The 16,191-nt window shown below is 66.0% G+C and carries 16 protein-coding genes; 8 read left to right on the plus strand and 8 right to left on the minus strand.

The genetic code is table 11. From position 1 onward, the window contains the following. Positions 1 to 48: 48 nt before the first annotated feature. Complete coding sequence (locus ACGFNJ_RS02570; protein ID WP_393442577.1) at positions 49 to 465, minus strand: hypothetical protein; 417 nt, start codon at positions 463 to 465, stop codon at positions 49 to 51. A 581-nt stretch (positions 466 to 1,046) separates the two neighbouring features. On the opposite strand from ACGFNJ_RS02570, the gene ACGFNJ_RS02575 reads away from it, so the two are divergent. Then, the gene (locus tag ACGFNJ_RS02575; RefSeq protein WP_393442579.1) at positions 1,047 to 2,369 is read left to right on the plus strand and encodes a UDP-glucose dehydrogenase family protein; all 1,323 of its coding nucleotides are present in this window, start codon (positions 1,047 to 1,049) and stop codon (positions 2,367 to 2,369) included. 138 nt (positions 2,370 to 2,507) lie between these two features. Continuing rightward, positions 2,508 to 3,812, plus strand: coding sequence for an Hsp70 family protein (locus tag ACGFNJ_RS02580; RefSeq protein ID WP_393442581.1), 1,305 nt, complete (start codon positions 2,508 to 2,510; stop codon positions 3,810 to 3,812). 337 nt (positions 3,813 to 4,149) lie between these two features. Here the strand turns inward: ACGFNJ_RS02580 and ACGFNJ_RS02585 are convergent, their stop codons facing one another. The 3 genes from ACGFNJ_RS02585 to ACGFNJ_RS02595 form a co-directional block, all read right to left on the minus strand. Beyond that, a complete protein-coding gene (locus tag ACGFNJ_RS02585) occupies positions 4,150 to 5,421 on the minus strand; it encodes a YibE/F family protein (protein ID WP_393442583.1) in 1,272 nt (423 codons plus the stop codon). 352 nt (positions 5,422 to 5,773) lie between these two features. Further along, positions 5,774 to 7,021 (minus strand): pyridoxal phosphate-dependent aminotransferase, encoded by a 1,248-nt coding sequence (locus ACGFNJ_RS02590; protein WP_393442585.1) that lies wholly within the window; start codon positions 7,019 to 7,021, stop codon positions 5,774 to 5,776. Between the two features lie 109 nt (positions 7,022 to 7,130). Then, positions 7,131 to 8,141: an XRE family transcriptional regulator gene (locus ACGFNJ_RS02595; RefSeq protein ID WP_393442587.1), complete on the minus strand. Its 1,011-nt coding sequence runs from the start codon at positions 8,139 to 8,141 to the stop codon at positions 7,131 to 7,133. Between the two features lie 563 nt (positions 8,142 to 8,704). Here ACGFNJ_RS02595 and ACGFNJ_RS02600 point away from each other — a divergent pair. The 3 genes from ACGFNJ_RS02600 (at position 8,705) to ACGFNJ_RS02610 (ending at position 10,702) form a co-directional block, all read left to right on the plus strand. After that, complete coding sequence (locus ACGFNJ_RS02600) at positions 8,705 to 9,154, plus strand: hypothetical protein (RefSeq protein WP_069163083.1); 450 nt, start codon at positions 8,705 to 8,707, stop codon at positions 9,152 to 9,154. Positions 9,155 to 9,410: 256 nt separating this feature from the next. Further along, a complete protein-coding gene (locus tag ACGFNJ_RS02605) occupies positions 9,411 to 10,223 on the plus strand; it encodes a helix-turn-helix domain-containing protein (RefSeq protein WP_393442589.1) in 813 nt (270 codons plus the stop codon). A gap of 77 nt (positions 10,224 to 10,300) precedes the next feature. Beyond that, positions 10,301 to 10,702 carry a hypothetical protein gene (locus tag ACGFNJ_RS02610; protein ID WP_393442591.1) on the plus strand — a complete coding sequence of 134 codons (402 nt, stop codon included), beginning with the start codon at positions 10,301 to 10,303 and terminating at the stop codon, positions 10,700 to 10,702. A gap of 9 nt (positions 10,703 to 10,711) precedes the next feature. Here the strand turns inward: ACGFNJ_RS02610 and dcd are convergent, their stop codons facing one another. Further along, positions 10,712 to 11,311, minus strand: a complete 600-nt coding sequence (dcd, locus tag ACGFNJ_RS02615; protein WP_393442593.1) for a dCTP deaminase — start codon at positions 11,309 to 11,311, stop codon at positions 10,712 to 10,714. A 181-nt stretch (positions 11,312 to 11,492) separates the two neighbouring features. Between dcd and ACGFNJ_RS02620 the strand changes: the two genes are divergently transcribed. Then, the gene (locus ACGFNJ_RS02620; protein ID WP_393442595.1) at positions 11,493 to 12,266 is read left to right on the plus strand and encodes an SDR family NAD(P)-dependent oxidoreductase; all 774 of its coding nucleotides are present in this window, start codon (positions 11,493 to 11,495) and stop codon (positions 12,264 to 12,266) included. A 47-nt stretch (positions 12,267 to 12,313) separates the two neighbouring features. Then, positions 12,314 to 13,015 carry a phosphatase PAP2 family protein gene (locus tag ACGFNJ_RS02625; RefSeq protein ID WP_393442597.1) on the plus strand — a complete coding sequence of 234 codons (702 nt, stop codon included), beginning with the start codon at positions 12,314 to 12,316 and terminating at the stop codon, positions 13,013 to 13,015. A gap of 29 nt (positions 13,016 to 13,044) precedes the next feature. Here ACGFNJ_RS02625 and ACGFNJ_RS02630 read toward each other — a convergent pair whose 3' ends face one another. From ACGFNJ_RS02630 to ACGFNJ_RS02640, 3 genes are all read right to left on the minus strand, one after another. Then, positions 13,045 to 13,893, minus strand: a complete 849-nt coding sequence (locus tag ACGFNJ_RS02630; protein ID WP_393442599.1) for an MBL fold metallo-hydrolase — start codon at positions 13,891 to 13,893, stop codon at positions 13,045 to 13,047. Between the two features lie 402 nt (positions 13,894 to 14,295). Beyond that, the gene (locus ACGFNJ_RS02635) at positions 14,296 to 14,445 is read right to left on the minus strand and encodes a hypothetical protein (protein WP_393442601.1); all 150 of its coding nucleotides are present in this window, start codon (positions 14,443 to 14,445) and stop codon (positions 14,296 to 14,298) included. A 169-nt stretch (positions 14,446 to 14,614) separates the two neighbouring features. Beyond that, positions 14,615 to 15,232, minus strand: a complete 618-nt coding sequence (locus tag ACGFNJ_RS02640; RefSeq protein ID WP_393442603.1) for a 2'-5' RNA ligase family protein — start codon at positions 15,230 to 15,232, stop codon at positions 14,615 to 14,617. A 103-nt stretch (positions 15,233 to 15,335) separates the two neighbouring features. Here ACGFNJ_RS02640 and ACGFNJ_RS02645 point away from each other — a divergent pair, with 103 nt between their 5' ends. Beyond that, positions 15,336 to 16,178, plus strand: a complete 843-nt coding sequence (locus tag ACGFNJ_RS02645; protein WP_393442605.1) for a DUF6597 domain-containing transcriptional factor — start codon at positions 15,336 to 15,338, stop codon at positions 16,176 to 16,178. Positions 16,179 to 16,191: the final 13 nt, after the last annotated feature.

The raw sequence follows: 16,191 nt of genomic DNA on the forward strand, positions 1-16,191 counted from the left end.
TGTAGAGCCCCTTTCAGGCATGACGGACCGGGCCTGGAAACTCGTGTGCTATCTGGCTTTGCCGCGCAGCAGCACGGACAGGGTGAATTGATTGCTCGGGCGGACCGGATTCGGTTCCGGTAGGCGCAGCGCCGACCGTTCGATCGTCACCACATCGACGCTGTCGACATCGCGAATCGCGGGCACCGACGGATCGCGCCACGCCATTCGCAATATCGCGAAACACAATTCGGCGAGATCGGCAGCACCCGTCGTGGTCGCATCCGTGCACTGCACGGTGACGAACCGGGACGACAGTGCTCGCCCGCGGTCCTCGCCCCAGAATCCCTTGACCCGGACCAGCCGGTTCGGCGGGGATTCGGGCACCGTCCTGGTGACGAGGGCGGTGTCGCCCCGTGCGCTGAGCTGCGCGGAAAGATACGACACGACAATGGATTCCACGTCGGGGAAGACGACGATTTCCAAGATCGCTTGCCTCCTAGTTCGAAGGATGAGCGGAAACGACCGTGGCCTCGATCCCGGTGAGGGATCGAGGCCACGAGAATCGGAAATCCGTGAGTTCCGCAGGAAGAGAGGATGTTTCCGAGAGTTCGGATGAAGGCGCACTTCTGGCGCTGCACAAAGTTTCACCGAAGCGCGGCGGAATGTCAACCCCGGTAGCAAACTGCCAGCTCACGGCCCGAATCGACCGATCGAATCGCTCGTTGTGCCACTGCCGCAGGCACTTCCGGCAAGGCCACCAGGCCGCGCGGCGACCACGGCCGCCGCTCACAGCGAAATCACCGCATTGCTCTGCGACGAACAGAATCACGCATTGTGCAATCCCCGATTTCCGCACATGCGTCTATTGCCGCTAGTCGCCGATCCGATCTCACACCCACCGGGAGTTCTTGCTGTCCTCACGTGCGGTAGATAGCCGCAGCCACCCCGTTTTCGCAGGTCAGATGGGGTCAGCGAGGCTGATGTCGCCGCTTGTACATCAGATGTTGCGCAGGCTCTTGCCTCGGTGACGTGGTGTGGCCATCGGGAGGGCTTATCAATCGATCATGCGATGCACAGTCTTCGGAACCGGGTACCTCGGGGCCACGCACGCAGCGTGCATGGCCGAGCTCGGGCATGACGTCATCGGGGTGGATGTCGACCCGGGCAAGGTCGCGAAGCTGTCCGATGGTGTGGTGCCGTTCTACGAACCCGGTCTCGAGGACGTGCTCCGGCGCAACCTCGACGCCGGCCGACTGAGATTCACCACCTCCTACGCCGAAGCCGCGGCACATGCCGATGTGCATTTCCTCGGCGTCGGCACACCGCAGAAGAAGGGCGAGTACGCCGCCGACCTGAAATATGTGCACGCCGTGGTGGATACGCTCGCGCCGATGCTGGAACGCCCGTCGGTGATCATCGGCAAATCCACGGTGCCGGTCGGCACGGCCGCCGCGCTCGGCGCCCGCGCCAGACAGCTCACCTCGACCGATATCGAAGTGGCGTGGAACCCGGAGTTCCTGCGCGAAGGCTTCGCGGTGAAGGACACGCTGCGCCCGGATCGCCTTGTGCTCGGGGTGGATCGGGATCGCGCGGCCGCCACGTGGGTCGAGGAGCTGGTCCGCGAGATCTACGCCGACCTGCTCACCGCGGACGTGCCGTTCCTGCTCACCGACCTGGCCACCGCCGAATTGGTGAAGGTCTCGGCGAACGCCTTTCTGGCGACCAAGATTTCGTTCATCAACGCGGTGTCGGAGGTCTGCGAGGCCACCGGCGCCGACGTGACCATGCTTGCCGACGCGCTCGGCTACGACGCCCGCATCGGCCGCCGATTCCTCAATGCCGGACTGGGATTCGGCGGTGGCTGCCTGCCCAAGGACATTCGGGCGTTCATGGCCCGCTCCGGTGAACTCGGCGCCGATCACGCGGTGGCGTTCCTGCGCGAGGTGGACAACATCAATATGCGCAGGCGCACCAAGGTGGTCGACATGGCCGCGCGGGCGTGTGGCGGTTCACTTCTCGGCGCCAATGTGGCGGTGCTCGGCGCCGCGTTCAAGCCGGAATCGGACGATGTTCGCGATTCGCCCGCACTGAACGTGGCAGGCATGATCCAGCTGCACGGCGCGGTGGTCACCGTGTATGACCCGAAGGCACTGGAGAATTCGCGCAGAGTGTTCCCGACCTTGAACTACGCCACCTCGGTGAAAGAAGCGTGCGAACGCGCGGATGTGGTGCTGGTGCTGACCGAATGGGACGAGTTCACGGCGCTGCAACCAGCGGATCTGGACCGGGTCGTCCGGACGCGGTCGATCATCGACGGACGGAACTGTCTCAATCGTGCCAGCTGGCGAGCAGCCGGATGGGTGTACGCGGGGCTCGGCACACCGTAGAGTTGCGTCGCGAAGGCGGGATGTGCGGCTGGACACTACTCCTGCCGTAGGCACAGACGCTCGTCGACGGTATGGTCCGGGGAGCGGGCCTTCGCGCTGGCTCGCATGTCGTGAAGTTGTGAACGAGATGGGCAGCTGATGAGTTCGGTATTGGGAGTTTCGGTGGGGGCCGGCGCTGTCCGTATGGCGCGCCCGCACACCGGGAACCCACACGGACACGTCGAGCCGCACTCGTTCGATCTGCAGACCATTCCGGTGTCCGGACAGTCGGTGGAGGAGCTGGCCGCCGAGGCCATCGGCGTCACGCTGGAGACGACGCCTGACATCGCCGCCACCGCCATCGCCTACCGCAGCGAGCAGCACGCACGGGCGGTCCGCGCCGCGATGGCGCGCCAGCAGCTGACCAACTACGAGCTCGTCCCCGAGGTCGGCGCCGCGCTCGAATTCGCCCAGTCCACCGGTGACATCCGTGGCATTTCCTCGCTGGTGGTGTACGACCTCGGCAGCTCAGGGCTCTCGGTGAGCGTGGTGGACACCCAGTCGCGTGAGATCCGCCACAGTGAACGCACCAGCGATATCAGCGGCGACTATCTCGACTCGCTGATCCGGGAACAGCAGATCGCCTCGGGCCGGATCGCGCATCCGCCGGACGCGGCCGGTCTCGCCGCGCTGGACGCGCTGTGTCGCGAGGCCAAGGAACAGCTGTCCTCGAACACCGCGGTCGCGTTGCCGAGCGAACAGGGCCTGGTGCTGCTGGCCCAGGAGAACTTCGAGTCGCTGATCATGCTGGCGATCGAATCGTCGGCGCGGATGGCGCGGGACGTGATCACGCGCTCCGATCGTCCGGTGCACGGTGTGCTCGCCATCGGCGGGTGCGCCAGGATCCCGCTGGTGTCCAAGGTGCTCGAGCGCTGGATGGGCGTTCCGGTGATCGTGCCGGAAAGCCCGGAGACCGTGGTCGCTCGCGGCGCCGCGCTGCTCGCACGACCGGTCAAGCCCGAGGTGATCGCGCCGAGTCCCAGCCTCGACGACGAGTTGTCCCCCGCGTGGTTGTCGACGCCGCCCAAGCGCGGCAAGCGCGAGATCAGCGGCGCGGTGCTGACCGTCAGCGCGCTCGCGGTGGTCGCCGCGATCGGGCTCGGTCTCGGCTACGGTCCGCAGGTGCTGCAACGGGATTCGCACAGCGAGGGCTCGCCCACCGTGCCTGCCACCACTACGCCGCGCAGCACAACCCACGATCCTCAGAGCGTCGTCGCACCGGCGACGCCGTCGGAATCGCCTGCCGCGGAATCGGTGGCCGCACCCCCACCGCGCCGCCAGACCACGGAAGCCCCGCCCCCGCCGCCCGCGCCAGGCCCGAATACCCTTGTGGTGCCAGGTCTTCCGCCGATCGTGGTCCCCACGATCCCGCCCGAGGTGTTCCCCTTCCCACCTCCGCGCTGAGCCGATCCCTTCGCGCGAGTTCGAACACCCAGCGTCCGCGCTCGATCCTGAACCCGCGAGATTCGCACCCTCTCTGCGGATCTCGGCGTGCTCGGGCCCGCCCGCGATTGAGCCAACGGGCAAGTGCTCATCATCGGCACTGCTCAGGCGGCGCGCGAATTGCGTTGCGGCGTCGACGCGGTGCGCGGCGGCATCGGCCACGTGCCGGATCATCCCCATTGTCTAATTTGCATTCACCCACTCCAGCAAAGGAATTCACCGCCGGAAGCTGCAAGATAACCGACGGCTCACGTTTGCATCAGCCGACCCTGGCCGAACGAAGCGGTCATGCTCGAGTTCAGCGCGCGTGCCTGGCGCGGCGTGCAGGCCCTGCAGGCGCCTTGCGACTACCGAACGGCCGGGCGAGCATGACCGCGATGGCGGTGGTCAGCGGGACGGACAGGGCGAGGGCGATGCCGCCGACGGACGAGCGGGCGATCTCGATCGCGACCGCGTCGCCGGTGAGCACGTCGCGGATCGACCGGCCCGCGACGCTGAACAGCAGCAGCAACGGCAGCGCACCACCGGCGTAGGCGAGCACCAGGGTGTACACGGTGCTCGCGATGTGGTCTCGGCCGACCCGCATGGCTGCGGTGAAAACCTCGCGACGCGAAGCGGATTCGTCGAGCGCGGCCAGCTCGAAGGCCGCCGACGCCTGGGTGATGGTGACGTCGTTGAGCACGCCGAGCGAGCCGATGATGAACCCGGCCAACAACAGTCCGGTGATGCTCACGTGCTCGATATAGGTGGCGACGTTGGTGTTCTGTTCCTCGGACAGACCTGTGAGATGGGTCATCTCGATGGCGACCCATGACAGCACCGCCGCGACGATCATCGACGTCAGCGTCCCGAGCAGCGCCGAACTGGTGCGCAAGTTGACCCCGTGCGCGAGATACAGCACGGCGTAAAGGATCAGCGCCCCGGCGACCAGCGCGACCGGAATCGCGGGCTTGCCGTCCAGTAGTGCGGGCAGCATGAACATCACCAGCACCGCGAAGGCGAACACCAGCCCGAGCAGCGCGCGCAGCCCGCGCCAGCGCGCCACCACCACGATCACCACGACGAAGACCAGCACGATCAACATCAGCGGCAGCCCGCGCGCGTAGTCCTCGAACGAGTACATCGGGGTGCCGCTCGGATCGGTCTGCCGCACCAGCCGCAGGCTGTCTCCGGCATGCAGATCGGGCTGGCCTGGGCCCGGCGGGATCTCGAGCAGCGTGCGATTGCCCTTGTGCGGGCCGGACTGGATGTCGATCAGGCTGCGCTGGCAGGTGTAGGCGTCACTGCGCGGCGCCTCCGGCTTGTCCACGAAAACCTTGCCGATCGACGAACTGCCGCACGGCCCGATGTCTTGCAGGATCACCGTGCCCGCCTCGGTCTGCACCGCACCGCCGCCCGCGTTCTGCATGGGCAGCGGGATGTCGATGTGTTGTTTGCTCGGCCAGAGCAGGATGGTGCCGAGCACCACGAGAACACCGATGACGCTGAGCAATCCGATCACGACGCGCGCGGCGGTGTCGCCGATCGCGATGGGTCCGGAGTGATCGTGGTGGTGATGGTGGTCGCTCACCAGGCGAGCTTAAAGGATTTCATTTTCAAATACGCGGGGGCGAGGCGGAATCGACCAGCGGAAGTCGGCGGCAGAGCCTGCGCGAAGGGGTTCGGAGGGGGCGGCGGAGAGCAGGGGGATGTCTCCGCCGCCCGCAGGCCGGCGGCCCAGGGGGGTAGGCGGCCGAACCCGAGATCGGGTTAACCCAGGGGGGTAGGTAACCCGACCGGGCACTCGAAAGTGCCGAGTCCTACTGTACACAAAAGTACTTCTTTTGCGCTAGATGGTCTCTAAATCTCGCATCTATCCAGACCGTTGGTCTGTTTAGGAGCCTGAAGCAGGGCGTTGCGGTTGCTGCAATGTGTCGCGCAACCTATTGGCGGTAGCTGGCCAGGAAGTTGCCGAAGCGCTCGATGGCGACCGCGAGGTCCCTGGCCCACGGCAGCGTCACGATCCGCACATGATCATGGTTGGGCCAGTTGAAGCCGGTCCCCTGCACCATCAGGATCTTCTCCTGCAGCAGCAGATCCAGGATCAACTTCGAATCGTCATGGATCTCATGCACATTCGGGTCCAGCTTGGGGAACGCGTACAGCGCGCCCTTCGGCTTCACACACGAGACGCCGGGGATCATGTTGAGCCGTTCCCACGCGACATCGCGCTGCTCCAGCAGCCGACCGCCGGGCAGGATCAGATCCTCGATGCTCTGATGCCCGCCGAGCGCGACCTGAATCGCATGCTGCGCAGGCACATTCGGGCACAGCCTGGACGAGGCGAGCAGATCGATGCCCTCGAGGAACCCCCGCGCGGACTCCCTCGGACCGGTAATCGCAAGCCACCCAGAGCGATACCCCGCCACCCGGTACGCCTTGGACAGTCCGTTGAAGGTCAGGCACAGCAGGTCAGGGGCCACCGAAGCCAGCGAAATATGCTTCGCGTCGTCGTAGAGGATCTTGTCGTAGATCTCGTCGGCGAGCAGCAACAACTGGTGCTTGCGCGCGATATCCGCGAGCTGCTGGAGAATTTCCGCGGAATACACCGCACCCGTCGGATTATTCGGATTGATCACCAAAAGCGCCTTGGTCTTCTCGGTGATCTTGGATTCGATATCCGCGATGTCGGGCTGCCAGCCGCTGGACTCGTCGCACAGGTAGTGCACCGGCGTGCCACCGGCCAGGCTGGTCATCGCGGTCCACAGCGGGTAGTCCGGCGCCGGGATCAACACCTCGTCGCCGTTGTCGAGCAACGCCTGCATGGTGATGGTGATCAGCTCGGAGACGCCGTTGCCGAGATAGACGTCGTCCACATCCAGCTCGGGGAAGCCGGGCACCAGCTCGTAGCGGGTGACGATCGCGCGCCTGGCCGACAGGATGCCCTTGGACTCGGAGTAGCCCTGGGCATACGGGAGCGCCGCGATGATGTCGCGCATGATCACGTCGGGCGCCTCGAAACCGAACGGGGCGGGGTTGCCGATGTTGAGCTTGAGGATCCGGTGACCCTCCGCCTCCAGCCGTGCCGCCTGCGCGTGTACCGGTCCACGGATCTCGTAGACGACGTTCTGCAGTTTCGTGGACTGCTCCAGCACACGCGGCGGTCGATGACTTGGGCTCACCCGTCCCATGGTGCCACCCACCGCAAACAGATAATCGGCCTGCTTGTATCAATTGCCCGTTTTTTACTGGGGCGACCGCGGCAAGCCTGTCGCCGCGGCTCGTTGTGTGACGAGAACCTCAGGAAGCCGGGTTGCCAGGCGGTATCCCCTTCGCGGCGGTGGCGCCGCAGAACTCTTCGATCTGCTCGTCGAGGAAGCGCGCCTCGACCGCATCGCGGAAGTCCGGGCCCGCGATGCGCCTGCGCACGCCGGTCAGCCGCTCCTCCAACTGGGCGATGCGCTTCTCCTCGGCGAGCCCGAGCACCGGGCGCAGCGCTTCGGCCGCGCCGTCGAGGCTGCCGTTGATCAGGTGTGCCGCAGCACAATCGATCCTGGCCAGCGATTCGGCGCCATAGGAACGCTGCTCGGAGGGGCCGCTCGCATACAGCTCGATCGCGCGCTGCGTGGCGGCCAGTGCCGGCTCGGCCTGACCGAGATGGATGTAGGTCGCGCCCGCGTAGTAATGCGCCTTGGCGTCGTTGAACCCGAACACGCCGCCGACGTCGTCGTGCAGTGTGTCGGTCTCGGGCACATCGCGGGCGTCGTCGGCGGCGCGGATGCACCGATCGGCGTCGGATTGGCTGCCGAGCCGCGACCAGATGCGCGCCTCGATATTGAGCAGCCGAACCTTCGCGGTCGCCGACTCGGCGAACTCTTGACCGCTTTGCGCCAGCTGCACCGCGCGGCGCGGACGCTCCGACTTGTACTCGATGAGCGCGTGCATGCCGCGGCTCCACGCCCGGAGCCCGTTGTGACCGCACAGTTCGGAGTAGGCCCACGCCGCTCTGATCTGCTCGCCCGCCGCATCGAAGTAGCCGAGGTCGGTGCTCGCGTTGGCGAGCAGACCCGACAGCGTGCCCGCCAGCAGATACAGATGGCTGGTATCGGCGGGGCGCTGATGGCCTTCCAGCAGTCGGTACACCCGACGCCGAACCCGCAGCATCTCAACCATCATCGGCACCGGCGGGATGTGTACATAGTCATTCGCAATGCGCGTGACGTCGGCGTCGAGCTGTTCCAAAGTGGTCGCACCCACGTTCGTGCTCTCCGCCTGGCCGGCGTGTTCGCTGGCCTCATGGGCAGCCGCCATGATCAGATCCCTCTCCGAAATTGCTGCTAACGCTTCACCTCTCATCGCACCGGCATCTATGAGAGCCAAAAGGTCCGCGTCGCTCGAATATTGGGCGCGCGCCGAGCTATCGGCAGGCGCATCGAATCCAGGCGCGGACGGTCGATCAGCCACCGGCTGATCGATCATTGCCGCAAACCGTGCCCGCACAACGTCATCGGACCTGGCAAGGGAGGTATCGAGAGCGGCTTGATTGATCGGACGCGGATGGACTCGGACGCCACCGGCCTCCCACTTCGATACCAGACGTTCATGCACACCGAGATGGGCCGCAAACTGCCTGATGCTCATGCGCTTGGCATCGCGAAGGGCACGGGCCTCTTTACCTGACCATTGCCGGACCACGATGTCATCCCTTCCGAAAGCACTCCTTCCCCAGGGTACGAGGGGTTTGTTGGCACGGCTACATACGAAACAGAGCTGGTATCAGAGGCAGCGGAAGGGCAGCAGAAGGCGGGCGTGCGGGCAATACCGAATCACGGGTTGTACCGGGACCCTTGAGGACGGGAGGCAAGGAGTTCGCCGTGAATGTGGAGAAACTCAGGACTGTTGACGATTGGGTGGCGTTCTACCGGCACGAGTTCGGACTACCCGTAACCGAACGTGGCGGATTCGTCATGTTGCCGATCACCGCTCGCGTCTGCGTCGTCCACTTGCCGACCGCTCGTGCCGAAAAGGTACGGGCCGCACTGGAACAGCAGGGGACCAGGGGGCCCATGCTGGCCAGGCAGATCCGGTGGAGCTTTCTCGCCGAACCGGACAGCAGGCCGGGAACGCAGGTGTTGGAGGTGCTCAACCGCCTCGACATCGGCATTCCGGCCATTGGCAGTGCCGTGATGTTGCCGACCGGACTCGGCAGGTGGACCCGGGAAGGGTGCTTCTGGGTATCCCCGCCGAGACGCGGCGACACGCTTCCTCCGCTATCCGTCATCATCACGACGGCGCTGGCGGTGGGAGCGGGCGGCGGGGACTGATCACGCGCCGCGATCGGTTCCCGTTGCCGCCCGGCGCCACACCGGGCCGAGTCCGCCCCTTTTCCTGGCAGTCGACGGGGCGGACTCGGGTCGGAGTCCGCGGTTTTCGCGACGGCGGTCCGCGCTGGCTCGCCTTCCGCCAGAACGGCTTTCGCCAGGTCGGCGTGCGCTGGGTCGGTGCGCGTCAGAGCGGCTATCGCCGGGTCGGCTTTCGTTAGGCCGAGCACGGTGCGGCGGCCGCATCTACATTCGAGGAATGGGCGGCGACCGGCTGAGTGACCTACGCGGGACCTTCCAGGTGTGCACCCGCGAGCTGGTACCCGCACCGGCAACAGCGTTCGCAGGCCTCGACATCGTCCGCTGCTACGGCTTCGATGTGACCGAGCCGAACCCGGTGCGGCGCAGGAAGATTCCCGGTGGCACCGTCAAGATCGTGTTCGCGCTGGAGGGGACCTTCGAAGGACGCAGCCTGGACCCCACCGCGCTCGTCATCGGGCTGCACGATCGGGCAGGCATGGCCGGGCACTCCGGGCGGATGCGCAGCGTCCAGGTGCAACTCGATCCGCTGACCGCGCGACGGCTGCTCGGTGTCCCGATGGACGAGCTGCGCAACGAAGCAACGGATCTCACCGAGATCCTCGGCAAGTCCGTGCGCTCGCTGACCGAGCGCCTCGCCGAAACACCCACCTGGCCCGCCCGATTCGCCATGGTCGCCGCCTATCTCCGCGAACGTTCGGCGGCGGCAGACGACCAAGAAGACCGGGCGATCACCCACGCGATCCGGCAACTGCGCACCTCGAACGGCCTGCTGCCGGTGGCCGCCCTCGTCTCGGAAAGCGGCTGGAGCCAGCGGCATTTCCGGCGCCGCTTCGCCGAGCAGGTCGGCCTGCCGCCGAAGGACTACGGTTCGCTGCTCCGCTTCTCCGCGGCACTCACCGCGCTGGTGCGCGAGCCCGCGCGTGACATGAGCCTGCTCGCAGACGAGTTCGGCTACTACGACCAATCCCATCTGATCAGGGACTTCCAGCGTTTTGCCGGATCGCCGCCTGGCCGGTTGCTCGGCGGCTGATGTCCCATTCGTCCAATACCTCGGCAGTGCTCGGGACATAGCGTGTGGCGGACCTCGACCACGAAGGATGTCTGACGATGTTCGCTGCACCGATCACCGTGCGTATCGCCGCCATTGGCGTGCTCTTTCACGCGATCAATCATGTTCTCGTCCTTGTGCTCTCACCGTTCAGCTGGAACGTGGGCACCGTCTTCCACGTGATCAACGCACCGCTCTACGCCGCCCTTGTGCTGCCACTCTTGCACGGCAGGAACTGGACGCGAGTGCTGATCACCTTCTTGCTCGCCTGCCAATTCCTCGGGCGGTTCGTCGTGTGGGTGATGTTCCCCAGTGCCGGGGTACATCTGGCGCTGATCGCAGGCTGGGTGCTGACGATCGTCGTGCTGTCGCTCCTGTGGGCCACGACGTCGAGCCGTCGGCACTTCCGGAAGACGCCGGTGCCTGCGCAGGCACAACCGGTCCGCGAACCCGCCGAGTAGCGCTGAGATCTACCGCGATTCCGCGGCGTCCACCACCGCGGGCGGCAACGGGAAGTTGAGGTAGGACTTCGACGGTGTCGGCCCCCGCTGGCCCTGATACTTCGAGCCTGCGGTGGCGCTGCCGTACGGGTGCTCGGCCGGGCTGGTCAGCCGGAGCAGGCACAGCTGGCCGATCTTCATGCCGGGCCACAGGGTGATCGGCAGGTTGGCCACATTCGACAGTTCCAGCGTGATGTGGCCGCTGAAGCCGGGATCGATGAACCCAGCGGTCGAATGCGTCAGCAGGCCTAGCCTGCCGAGACTCGACTTGCCCTCCAGCCGACCGGCCAGATCGTCGGGCAGCGTGCACACCTCGAGCGTGGAGCCGAGCACGAACTCGCCGGGGTGCAGCACGAACGGCTCACCATCGGCAGGCTCGACGAGGCTGGTCAGCTCGTCCTGACGTTGCGCGGGATCGATGTGGGTGTAGCGGGAGTTGTCGAAGACCCGGAACATCCCGTCCAGTCGCACGTCGATACTCGACGGCTGGATCAGGTTCTCCAACAGCGGCTCGACGCCGAGACGCCCAGCGGCGATCTCCGCACGGATGTCACGATCGGAAAGCAGCACGGCAAGCAGCGTAGCGCCTGCTCGCCGGTGCTCCTCAGCCGCACGGCGGTCGAGCGGTCATGGCCGAGGGAGGTGGCGGCTCGGCGGTACCCACAAGGTCATCGTCGAGGCGCGGCGACACGGTTAGAGCACTATCCTCGCACTCGTTCGGGCAGGGACGCCCGCGACGAAGGGATGACGCATGACCGACGCTCCGCTGTTCGATCTGACCGGCCACGTGGCCATCATCACCGGAGGCAATTCCGGCATCGGTCTCGGCTTCGCCCGCGGGCTCGCGCGCGCAGGCGCCGACGTGTGCATCGTGGGACGCAACAAGGAACGCAATGCCGATGCCGCCGACATCCTGCGCGCCTACGGCGGCCGGGTGCTGGCGCTCACCTGCGATGTCGGCGAGGAAAAGCAGGTGATCGACACCATCGCACTGGCCGCCGACGAGCTCGGTCGCATCGATTCCTGCTTCGTCAATGCCGGTGTGGCGCAAGGCATCACTCCGTTCATCGACACCGATCTCGCCGAGTTCCGGCGCGTCACCTCGATCAATCTCGACGCCGCCTTCGTCACCCTGCGCGAGGCCGCCAAAGTCATGGTCGCCCAGGGCGAGGGCGGCAGCCTGGTCGGCACCGCGAGCCTGGCGGCCAGGCAGGGCGTGCCACGCGGCCAGTCCTACGCGGCGAGCAAGGCCGGGCTGATCGCCATGATGAACTCCATCGCCGTCGAACTCGGCAAAGAGGGCATTCGTGCCAATTCGGTGCTGCCCGGCTGGATAGAAACCCCCATGACCGACGGCGTTTTCGCGTGGGACCGCTTCCAGGAACGGGTCAAGCCGCGCATCCCGGCCAGGCGCTGGGGCAGGCCGACCGATTTCGAGGCGGTCGCGGTGTATCTGGCCAGCCCGGCCAGTGCGTACCACACCGGCGACACCCTGCTCATCGACGGCGCCTACAGCAAGTTCTGACCGGCTCCTGGGGGTTTGTTCTCAGGATCGGATGGGAAGGTGGGTGGGTGACCTCGAATCCCCCAACGGTTCGGATCCTCGCGCCCACCGTCCTGGCGGGCGTGCTCGCCGTGTTCGTCCTCGGGCTCACCGCCAATGTGCTCGATCGGGACGGACTCGCCACGATCGACCCCCACATCTCGGACTGGGTCGTCGCGCATCGCAACGGGGTGCTGACGCCGATCGCGATCGCGGTCACTCATGTCGGCAGCACCGTCACGATGACCGTGCTCGCGGTACTGGCCATTGCGGTGTTCGCCTGGCTCGGGCAGCGCAGGGCTGCCGCGCTGGTTGTCATCGCGGGGCTCGGCTCCTGGCTGCTCGTCGACGGCGGTAAACACCTGATCGATCGACCGCGGCCGCCTGCGATCAACCACGTCATCGTCAAGACCAACCCGGCGTATCCGTCCGGGCACAGTCTCGGGTCGATCGTCGTGGTCGGAATTCTTGCGCTGCTGCTGATTCCACGGCTGCGCCGCCCCGTCGTGCGCCGTCTCGCCGCCATCGGTGCCGCGATGTTCGTTGTCGCGGTGGGGCTTTCCCGCATCTACCTCGGGGTGCACTGGCCCACCGATGTGCTCGGCGGGTGGGCGATCGGCGCGCTGTGGGTGCTGCTCTGTTACGGCGCCTACCGTTATCTGGACCAACGTCAGGATCCGGTCCGAGCCGTGCCGGAGTTGCGGGCACGCTCGTTGTCGCGCGATCCGTGACCACGGATTGCCGGACCGCTCAGCGCATCTCAGCCGACCGGCACCCAGGTGGTGCGGCCGTCGGCGTCGCGGTGCACGCGACCGAACGGGACGTCGGCGAAATGGATGCCGAAGGCCAGATCACCGGAGGCGGCCAGGCGATCGATCAGGATGCGGCGGCGGCGGACACCTTCTTCGGGATCGAAGTCCGCGGCGCAGAACCACTCCGGGTGGGCGATCTGCGCGGGAGTATGCATGGCGTCGCCGATCATCACCAGGCGACGACCGAACGACTTGATCGCGAATGCCGTGTGACCCGCCGTGTGACCGGGCACCACTTGCGCGCGAACGCCGGGAAAGATCTCCTCTCCGTTGACGATCCGCTGCACCCTGGGCGCGATCACGGCCAGCATGTCCGGGGTGACGAGACTCCCCTTCGCCCAGTCCGGGAACGAGTCGATCCGCTCCGGGGTGAGCGAATGCCACCAGTCCCATTCGGTGTCGGTCACCAGATAGCGCGCCGCACCGAATGGTGCGGTGCCACCTGGTCCTTCGCGCAGCGTCCACCCGAAATGGTCGAGATGCAGGTGACTGACGGCGACGGCTTCGATCCGATCGGCGACTCCGAGACGAGCCAGGTTGCGCAGCAAGGCACCACCGTGTGCCGCGCCCGTCACCGGATTCCGCGAGTCGTCCTTGGCAACCACCGGCCCGATGCCCGCATCGATCAGCAGGGCGCGTCGACCACGTTGCACCAGCAACCCGCCGATCCCGGCAACGAGGTGTCCGTGCTCATCGAGGTGGTCCGCGTAGGTGATCCAGTCCTGCTCAGTGGCATTCGGCAACCAGCCACTCGGCTTGAGCCCGACTGCCCCGTCGGGCACGTAGCTCAGCTTCATCCTCCCCAACCGAATCGTGCGCAGCCGCGGTGGGCGCCGTAGCCTGTCGTTTCCATCAACGGGGGCAACGCGGGAATTGATCATCAGACGCTCCTCGTTCGGAAATCTGACACTAGCGCGCGAATCCCGTTAGCGTGAGCCGTCTTTCACCGGGCTCCGTCCCTCGATCTGTGTTATTTCGCACGATCGAACGCACTACTCGAACTCGGTCACGATCGTCGCGACCGCGGCCGAACAAATGCGTGCACAGGAGGCGTCGAATCGCTGAACATGCGCTGGCGGATCCCCGCACGGCGCGGCATCTGACGAACGGTCGTCCTATACGTATGAGCTGACGGCTGGACAAGGCGATCGCCGCCACAGACGCAAACTGTTCAGCGGTGTTCGCCGCGCTGGTTCAGCTCAGTCGGGTAGTGCGTCGCGCAGCCGCCAGCACGGGTACGCCCGTCCCGCGTCGACCAGGTTTGCGGCTTCGGGAGTCTTGCACCGCACGTACGGTTTTCGGCCACCGTAGTTCACGATCAGATGCGCAGTCGCAGACTGCTCGTCCACGAACGTCTGATGACACTGCGGACAATGGCAAACCAAATGTGCGCCCAGCGGCCACTCACTGGCACAGCCCCGGCACTTCACCATCTCCGCCGACATCGTCCTCACAGCTTTTTCTCCCCGCAACCGTTCATCGCACGCCCATCGAATCATGTTGCGCGGGCGTCGGTCTTTACGACGGCCCTACGGTATGCGAAGAAAGCGCATCCCACGTAAAAGTGCCCGCCTCGATGTCCACATCGACCGACAGAAAATGCAGGGCATCGACGGTCAGTGTGGCGGGTGTCTCGATCGTCGAGAGTGCCTGCGCCAGCGGGGCCGAGTCGCGTTCGGCGATGCCGTAGCCGAGCGAGACATGCGGCATCGGCGGCGGCGCAGGCAGCGCGCGTTCGGTCCCGAAGATTCGCGCGGCGGTGTCGCGGGTAGCGGTATAGAGCTGCTTCCATTGCGCCTCTTCGGGAGCGGCCACGCCTACGCCGTACTCGTGCAGCCACGGACCCTGCATCGGGATGGCGAACGGGACCGTGCCCGCGGCGACGACTGCCAGTGCGGCGGCGAAACGTTCGAGGACTTCCGCGTCTACTTCGTTGCGCCACCATGGAATTCGAGTGACCGTCGCGTGCTGCCAGCGCGGTTCGACCGCAGTGCACCCGTCGAACGCCGCGACGGCATCTACCGCAGGCTGCACCGAGGCGATGAACTCGGGATCCGGCAGCACATACACATGCAGCGAACCACGCAGCTGCGGCCAGTCGAGATGAGGCGAGTGGAAGAAATTCCGCACGGGCACCGATCCTATGGTGCCCACCCACACCGCGCCGGAGACTGTACTGGTTCGCGTTGGCTATGCCGGTGTTTCGTGACGTCGCTACCGGGATGCGAGACACTGGAGCATGCGCTACGTAGGCCGGGTTCCCGGCCCGCCGCTCGATCGGTTCATCGACGACATCTACTGCCTGTCCGGGGTGCCGCGCTATCGCCGCGTGCTCGTTCCCCCGATGCCTTCGGCGCATTTGTTCATCAATCTCGGCGATCCGGTCCAGCTGACTGTGCCCGATCTCGCAGTGCCGTCCGCGTCTCTGGTCGACGGGTGGTTCATGGGGTTGTGGACCGAGCGTTTCCTGTTGGCGTATCCGGCCCGTGTGCGAATGGTAGGAGTGCATTTCAAGCCATGGGGACTCTCGGCGTTCACCGACATTCCGGCGCTCGAACTGCGGAATCGCTGTGTGCCGGTCGACGCGGTGTGGCAGCGCGCGCTGGAGCGAATCCGTGGTCGCCTCGGCGAGCTCGGCGCTGCCGTCGACGCGCTCGACCTCGTCGAGCAGGAGCTGCGGTCGCGTCTCGTGGAAAGCCGATCGGACACCCTCGACCTGGTCGCGCAGGTGGGGACACGGTTGGCGAGGTCCTACGGTTCGGTCTCGGTCGCGGCGCTCGGTGACGCCGCCGGGGTGAGTGGCAATCATCTGACCGCACAATTCAAATCTCATGTCGGCGTCACACCCAAACGCGTGGCCCGCATCTATCGTTTCGCTCGCCTGATCCTGTCCGTCGACGCGCGCGGCCCGGTCGATTGGACCGAATTCGCGCACGCCGCAGGGTATTTCGATCAGGCGCACGCCAGCAAGGAGTTCAAGGACTTCACCGGCCACACCCCCACCGGCTACCTCGCGCTGCGGCGCAGATTTCCGGCCGAGGACCGATTCCCGCCGGATGCCGGGCCGATGCCGATCGAGTGATTTTTTACAAGCC

The sequence above is a fragment of the Nocardia sp. NPDC049149 genome (assembly GCF_043197455.1).
Classification (GTDB): domain Bacteria; phylum Actinomycetota; class Actinomycetes; order Mycobacteriales; family Mycobacteriaceae; genus Nocardia.